This is a genomic window from Selenomonadales bacterium (assembly GCA_017442105.1).
Classification (GTDB): Bacteria; Bacillota; Negativicutes; order RGIG982; family RGIG982; genus RGIG982.
In genome coordinates, this window is sequence record JAFSAX010000128.1 from 1 (window position 1) to 7,326 (window position 7,326).

A 7,326-nucleotide genomic window follows, 5' to 3' on the forward strand; every position below is an offset into this window, starting at 1 on the left:
ACGAATCGAAAATATTCAATTTCGACATTACTTTTTGTAATAAACTCATTCCTATTCCTCCAGTAATCAGTATTCTCGTGCGCCAAAAATCCCTGTTCCTACACGAATCAGATTCGCACCCTCTTCTACTGCAACAACAAAATCATGTGTCATCCCCATCGAAAGATATTGAATATCGCTACCTTCCAATCGAGCATCTTTTAACTCCTGATACAACTCACGCAACTTACGAAAAGCAGGTCTTGCCAACTCACAATCTTCATAAAAAGGTGCGATTGTCATCAATCCGCATAAACGGATATTAGACATCTTGCACACCTCTTTGGCAACCGTCATCATCTCATCTGCCTCAAGTCCGAACTTATTCTCGTCTTGTGCAACATTTACTTGAAGCAAAATATCTTGTCGTTTGCCCTCGAGTGCAGCCGCTTTATTGATCGCCTCCGCAAGCGCAAGCGAATCGACCGAATGGATCAAATCAAACAATCTGACAGCCTTTTTGGCCTTGTTGCTCTGCAAATGACCAATCAAATGCCACGATACTTCGCGACCCAAGACATCATACTTGCTCTCAGCCTCTTGTACCCGGTTCTCACCGATCACAGTGATCTGATCGTCAATAGCCTCGCGCATCGCTTCTACACCATGATTCTTCGTCACAGCGATCAGCGTAACATCATTCGCATACGGCGATCTTTGCATTGCTTGGGCAATTTTATCTCGAACAATTTTTATATTTTGTGTAATATCAGTCATAATGCTAAGCCTCCACTCATACCTATTCTAGGAGGATAGTCAATTTCCTTTTAAAAATACTGCAAAAATCATAAATTCTTCCACAAAATTCATAACAAAAAAAGCAAAGTAACCACAAACCCTTTTTAGATATAGCAACGATCTTGCTCACTAAAAAAGGAGTGACGCGCCAACGCCGCGCCACTCCTTTTCATTTCACTTTTTCATGCTCATGATATCATTATATTTTTGTATAAAATACCACTGAAATCGTAGATCCTTTACTCAGTGTACTATTTACAAATATTTTTCCATGGTGATATTGCACAGCATGCTTTACGATAGACAGTCCAAGTCCTGTACCGCCCGATTGCTTGGAATGACTTTTATCTACACGATAAAATCGTTCAAATATTTTATCGTGATGTTCGGGTGAAATACCAATACCTGTATCCTGTATATGAAACCAAACCTCATTTGCATTTTGCTGAACAGATATATTCACACTGCCACCCAAATGGTTGTACTTGATAGCATTATCACAAAGATTATATACGATTTCATACAGTAACCGATGAACACCGTTAACCACACCGTCATCGCCACTCACTTTCAGCGAAACATTCTTCATCTTCTCGGCATCCGAAAGCGTGTCACAAACCTCCTCAGCCAGCAGACGCAACGATACATCCTCACGAAGAAGTTCTGTTTTTTCGTCTAACTGAGATAAACGAATAATATTATCTATCAAAGAAACCAATCTGGATGCTTCTTGACGAATACGTCCGACAAATCTTGGAATATCTTCTTCCTTTACAATGCTGTTTTCCATCAATTCGGCAGATCCGATAATAGATTGAAGCGGTGTCTTCAGTTCATGAGATACATTGGCAGTAAATTCTCGACGGTTACGTTCTGCGTTCACCTGCTCGGTAATATCAAACGCAAGAATAACCATACCTTGTTCATTTCCATCAGAATCAATACGAGTCAGATCAACTTGATACTCTCTGCCTTTTATATTAGCGCGAAAATCAGCATGTCCTTGTTCTTTGGCTTCGTTTAAAGCATGACGCATGTTGGTTTTTCGATCGACCGTCAAGAAATCTTCTCCGATACAATCAACATCGGTATCAAATAAACTTCTTGCCGCAGGATTGATACTGATAACTTTGCCTGCGCTATCCAATAAAACCAAAGATTCTTTCATATTTCCGATGATCTGATCGAATTCATCTTGTTTTTGTTTCAATGTCTGTATTTGATTTTTAATTTCCAAGTGCTGTGTATGGATACGATAAAGAAGCGGCGAAAGTTCCGCATATGCTTGATTTTCCATAGGCTTTTCCAGATTCAACTTATTCAGCGGCTCTACTACTTTTTTCGCCATACGCCGAGCGAGCCATGCCGAAAGCATGATTGCGATCACCATAATAACAGCGATCGGAGGGATCATACCGAGTACCAATACAAACGCCGTTGCACGACTTACAGAAATACGAAGAATACTGCCATCGTTAAGACGTGTCGCTTCATAAATGGTCTGCTCTGTCAATGTAGAAGACTGACGCGTACTACTGCCCAGACCAAAAGCAAGTGCTTCTTTGATCTCCTCACGTTCTGCATGGTTCTCCATAGTCGCTGCATCTGCATGACTGTCAAAACGAACCGTACCGTCAGCATCCACCCATGTTAAACGGTAGCGATCGGAATTCAGACTGCGCAGATAGCGTTCACCAAGCTGTTCTGTTGCAGCGGCAACTACCTTTAGCTCATCTTTTAACTGACTCTCTTGCATAGTTCCGAAATACTGATAAAGCACACCGGTAATAACGATCAGACTTGCAATCAATACCGCAGTTGCTACAGAAAGGATAGATTGCAGTATCTTACCTGTCATGATGAGCCCCCCACCGATAACCGATACCACGCACCGTTTCGATCATTTTGCCGTAATCATCGAGCTTTTGGCGCAACGTTCGGATATGTGTATCTAACGTACGCGAATCGCCGATGTAATCCATTTGCCATACCTGAGTATATAGTTGTTCTCTGGTGAAGACCATGCCGGGATGAGAAAGAAACATACAAAGTATTTCAAATTCTTTGTATGTAAGCTGAATAAAATTACCATCTGCCGCAACAGTATGTTCATCCAAATTGACGACCAGTCCTTTTACCTTCAGTATTTTAGACGACTGTCGCGGTTGACTGCGGCGCAGCACTGCTTTTACCCTAGAGATCATCTCCATAATACTAAAAGGCTTAACAATATAATCATCAGCCCCCATATCCAGACCTCTGATTCGATCATATTCCTGCCCCTTGGCACTTGCCAAAATAACAGGAATATTGCTATACTCGACAGATTCTTTCATCTTAGTCAAAATCTCGATCCCATCCATTCCGGGAAGCATGATATCTAAAATGATCAGTTCGGGTTTCTCTTTTTTTAACGCTTCCCAAAAAGAAAGACCGTCTTCAAATCCCCTCACTTCAAAACCGGCAGAATTTAGTGCATATAGTTCGATGTCGCGAATATTGGAATCATCCTCTACGCACCATATCATATTCACACCTCCTTGTGTGTACCCGTCACAGAATAGATCACCCACTCGGCAATGTTGGTGGCATGATCTCCAATGCGTTCAAGATACTTAGAGATCATCAAAAGATCAAGCATCAACTCACCATCAGCATCGTTTTCTGCAAGCAGAGCAATTATACCATGTTTTATTTCGGAAAAATAGTCATCTACCACATCATCTTGATCAATGACTTTTTTCGCCAGCTCCACATCTTTTTTCACAAAAGCATCAACACTGTCAGTTACCATCTTGATCGTCTTATGTGCCATTTCACCGACCAGCTGCATCTCTTCTATGGTATGACCATTGAGAGATATTACGATCTCCGCAATATCTTCTGCTTGATCTCCGATACGTTCCATATCGGTTATCATCTTTAATGCGGCAGAGATCAGACGGAGATCGCGAGCAACCGGTTGTTGATGTAACAATAGTTTCATGCAACGGCGTTCAATATCGCGTTCCATCTGATCGATCGCAGTACTGTTTTTCATTACTTGAGCTGCTAATTCTGTATCGCCTGCAATCATCGCTTGTGCAGCAGATGCAATCGCATCTTCACACATAGAACCCATTTCGATGATCTCTCTGTTTAATTCAAATAACTGTTCATCAAATCGATTTCTCATCTTATCCTCCTTAGCCAAATCTGCCTGTAATATAATCTTCCGTACGTTTATCTCTCGGCTCCGAAAAAATATCATCAGTCTTACCAAACTCGACCAATTCTCCAAGTAAAAAGAATGCTGTATAGTCAGATACACGAAGAGCCTGCTGCATATTGTGCGTAACCATGACGATCGTATATTTCTCCTTCAATTCCATGACCAATTCTTCAATTCGCGAAGTAGAGATCGGATCAAGCGCAGATGTCGGCTCATCCATCAAAAGCACCTTAGGTTGTACAGCCAACGCTCTGGCAATACACAATCGTTGTTGTTGTCCGCCCGACAATCCCAACGCATTCTTTTTGAGTCTGTCTTTTACCTCATCCCAGATCGCCGCATCACATAAAGCACGCTCTACGATCTCATCTAATTCTACCCGATTGGTAATACCATGCGTTCTGGGTCCGTAAGCAACATTATCATAGATACTCATAGGAAATGGATTCGGCTTTTGAAATACCATACCGATATCTTTGCGAAGCTGATTCACATCGATCTCTTTGGCAAAAATATCAATACCTGCGTAACGAATATCACCGCTGATCTTGACATTGGGAATCAAGTCATTCATACGATTGAGCGTTTTTAAAAACGTAGACTTACCACAGCCTGAAGGTCCGATAAAAGCTGTAATATTCCTTTGTGGTATCTCAATATTGATATTCTTCAACGCCTGATGATCGCCATACCAAAGACACATATCGTTTACTGTAATAATACTATTCATAAACTTCTCCTTTTCGTAAAATGATTCTGCACAAATGTCGCCGCAAAGTTGATCAACACCGTCAAAATCATCAAAATCGCTGCAATAGCAAATGCCACGCCAAACTCACCTTGTTCTTTTGCATAAACATAAAGAGCAACCGTCAATGTTGCACCCGGTGATGTCAGACCATGTATCAGACCATTCAAGGAGTGTGCAAACCCTGCCGTAAAAAGAAGTGCCGCCGATTCCCCCATAATACGTCCCACGGATAAGATACAGCCTGTAACAATACCGTCTACACAACTTGGAAGAACTACAGTACGAATCACACGCCATTTGCCTGCCCCCAGACCAAAAGCTCCTTCACGATATGATTGCGGGACAGTTTTCAGACTTTCCTGTGTCGTACGCATAATAGTCGGAAGGTTCATAATAACCAATGTCAATGCCCCTGCCATCAGACAAGTCCCCATATTATTGGAAAACAAGAGCATCCCAACCAGACCGTATATGATAGACGGAATACCTGACAGTGTTTCTGCCGCATATTCAATGATGCCGACAATTTTCTGATTAGAAGCATATTCCGTCAGATAAACAGCCGCACCGACACCAAGCGGCAACACAATAATCATTGTTGCCAACACGATATATATCGTATTTAAAATATCAGGCAAAATACCAATGCGTTCTGTCAAATAACTTGGCTTACCGGACAGCAGCTCCCAAGTAATATTCGGAATGCCCTCTATCAAGACATATGCCAAAAGAAATATGACCAACATGGCTGTCAGTCCGACTGATACCGACATCAGCACTCTCACCAACAGTTCAAACCTTTTTCTTTTTTTCGATAATGATTGATTCAACATGATCTACTCCTTTTCTCTCTTAAGAAAGAAATTCAAAGTGACATTGATCAGCATGATAAAAAAGAACAATACCAAAGCGATCGAAAACAACGCTTCTTGCTGTAATCCACTCGAATAAGCCATCTCGCTTGCTACGGCAGTAGTCAAAAAACGTACACTCTGAAACAGCGAATCAGGCATATTGGGCACATTTCCCGCAACCATCATGACTGCCATAGCTTCCCCGATCGCACGTCCTACCCCAAGAACGACAGCCGCGGCAATACCGCTTTTAGCGGCAGGCACAGACACTTTGAAATATGTTTCGATCGGCGTTGCGCCCAGAGCCAAAGACGCATCTTCATACTCTTTCGGAACAGCGTCCAGTGCTGTAACAGACATTTTAATAATAGACGGCAGGATCATGATCGCTAAAACAATGATCGCCGCCAATAAACTTGCACCATCAGGTACATCAAACATCTTGCGAATACCGGGAACCAGCACCAGCATCCCGACCAGACCATAGACGACAGAGGGAATCCCCGCAAGCAGACTGACAGCAGACTGCATCACAGACCGTATTTGCGGAGATGCCAATTTCGACAAATAAACAGCCGTCATAAAGCCGATCGGAACACCAAGCATGATAGCACCGAAAGTCCCGTATATACTGGTCAAAATAAACGGTAAGATACCATATCTGGCTTCGGCAGCAGTAGATGCCCACTCTTCACCGAGCAAAAAATCAAATACACCGATCTCACGAATGGCAGGAATACCCGAAATGACCAAATATACCATGATCACCAGTACACACCCTACCGTAATCATACCCAAGAGCAGAAAGATACCATGAATGATATATTCCATCGTCTGATATCGATTGTTTTTAGAGTATCTATTCAAAATTGACGGCGAATCTGAACTCTGCGTTTCTTGTCTTTCATTTATTTTTTCTTGAATCAACATACTCTAAATCCTCATAAGAGATACGACGACCATGTAGCAAAATCGTCGTATCTGTTTATTTTTTTATTTTGCAGGAACAGCACCTGTCGCAGAAATGATCCCATGTGCAGCAGATGAAGTAATATAATCAAAGAACTTTTGAGCACTCTCACTTAGCTTTTTACCATCCTTGGTCACCAATACGAATGGACGCTGTACCACATAACTGCCGTTTTTGATATTTGTTTCATTAGCAGAAACGCCATTGATCGTCAACGCTTTTACACTATCTTTTACAGAAGCAACGGAGGCATAACCGATCGCATTCGGATTCTGCGCAACAGTCGTAATAACATCGCCTGTCGATGTCAGCTCTTGACGATACTTACAACCATTCTTCGTATCAGTAACAGATTCAAAACCATCACGAGTACCCGATCCTGCTTCACGGCCGATAAGAACGATCTCTGCATCATTGCCGCCAAGTTTAGACCAGTTCGTGATCTCACCACGATAAATTTTTGCAACATCTTCCAAACTCAAATTAGAAACAGGATTATGCGGATTGACGATAACTGCAATACCATCATAAGCAAGAACAGTCGCCTTCAGTCCGGCATCTTGTTCCGTCTTCTTCAAAGCACGCGAAGAAAGCCCTATATCACAACGACCTTCTTGAACAGCCTTGATACCGGAGCCCGATCCCGTGGGATTGTAAGTAAAACGAATGCCTGTATCATTCTGAAACGATTCTCCCAGCGCACCAATCACCTTCTCCATAGAAGTAGAACCATCGGTAGAAACCGAACCCGTTGTGTTCGCAT

The 7,326-nt window shown here is 42.2% G+C and carries 8 protein-coding genes; all 8 read right to left on the minus strand.

Annotated elements, in window-relative coordinates; genetic code table 11:
• Positions 1-66: 66 nt before the first annotated feature.
• The gene (locus tag IJN28_04940) at positions 67-756 is read right to left on the minus strand and encodes a YggS family pyridoxal phosphate-dependent enzyme (protein ID MBQ6713115.1); all 690 of its coding nucleotides are present in this window, start codon (positions 754-756) and stop codon (positions 67-69) included.
• Positions 757-976: 220 nt separating this feature from the next.
• Positions 977-2,635 (minus strand): two-component sensor histidine kinase, encoded by a 1,659-nt coding sequence (locus IJN28_04945; GenBank protein ID MBQ6713116.1) that lies wholly within the window; start codon positions 2,633-2,635, stop codon positions 977-979.
• Positions 2,625-3,305, minus strand: a complete 681-nt coding sequence (locus IJN28_04950; GenBank protein ID MBQ6713117.1) for a response regulator transcription factor — start codon at positions 3,303-3,305, stop codon at positions 2,625-2,627. Before IJN28_04950 ends, IJN28_04945 begins: the two co-directional genes overlap by 11 nt.
• 2 nt (positions 3,306-3,307) lie before the next feature.
• A complete protein-coding gene (phoU, locus tag IJN28_04955; protein MBQ6713118.1) occupies positions 3,308-3,952 on the minus strand; it encodes a phosphate signaling complex protein PhoU in 645 nt (214 codons plus the stop codon).
• A 10-nt stretch (positions 3,953-3,962) separates the two neighbouring features.
• Complete coding sequence (gene pstB / locus IJN28_04960; protein MBQ6713119.1) at positions 3,963-4,718, minus strand: phosphate ABC transporter ATP-binding protein; 756 nt, start codon at positions 4,716-4,718, stop codon at positions 3,963-3,965.
• On the minus strand, positions 4,715-5,512 hold the full coding sequence (gene pstA, locus IJN28_04965) for a phosphate ABC transporter permease PstA (protein ID MBQ6713120.1): 798 nt from the start codon (positions 5,510-5,512) through the stop codon (positions 4,715-4,717). Before pstA ends, pstB begins: the two co-directional genes overlap by 4 nt.
• A 63-nt stretch (positions 5,513-5,575) precedes the next feature.
• Entirely contained in the window at positions 5,576-6,523 is a 948-nt protein-coding gene (pstC, locus tag IJN28_04970; protein ID MBQ6713121.1) for a phosphate ABC transporter permease subunit PstC, read from the minus strand.
• A gap of 63 nt (positions 6,524-6,586) precedes the next feature.
• Positions 6,587-7,326: phosphate ABC transporter substrate-binding protein (locus IJN28_04975; protein MBQ6713122.1), on the minus strand; the 740-nt coding region annotated here is incomplete at its 5' end.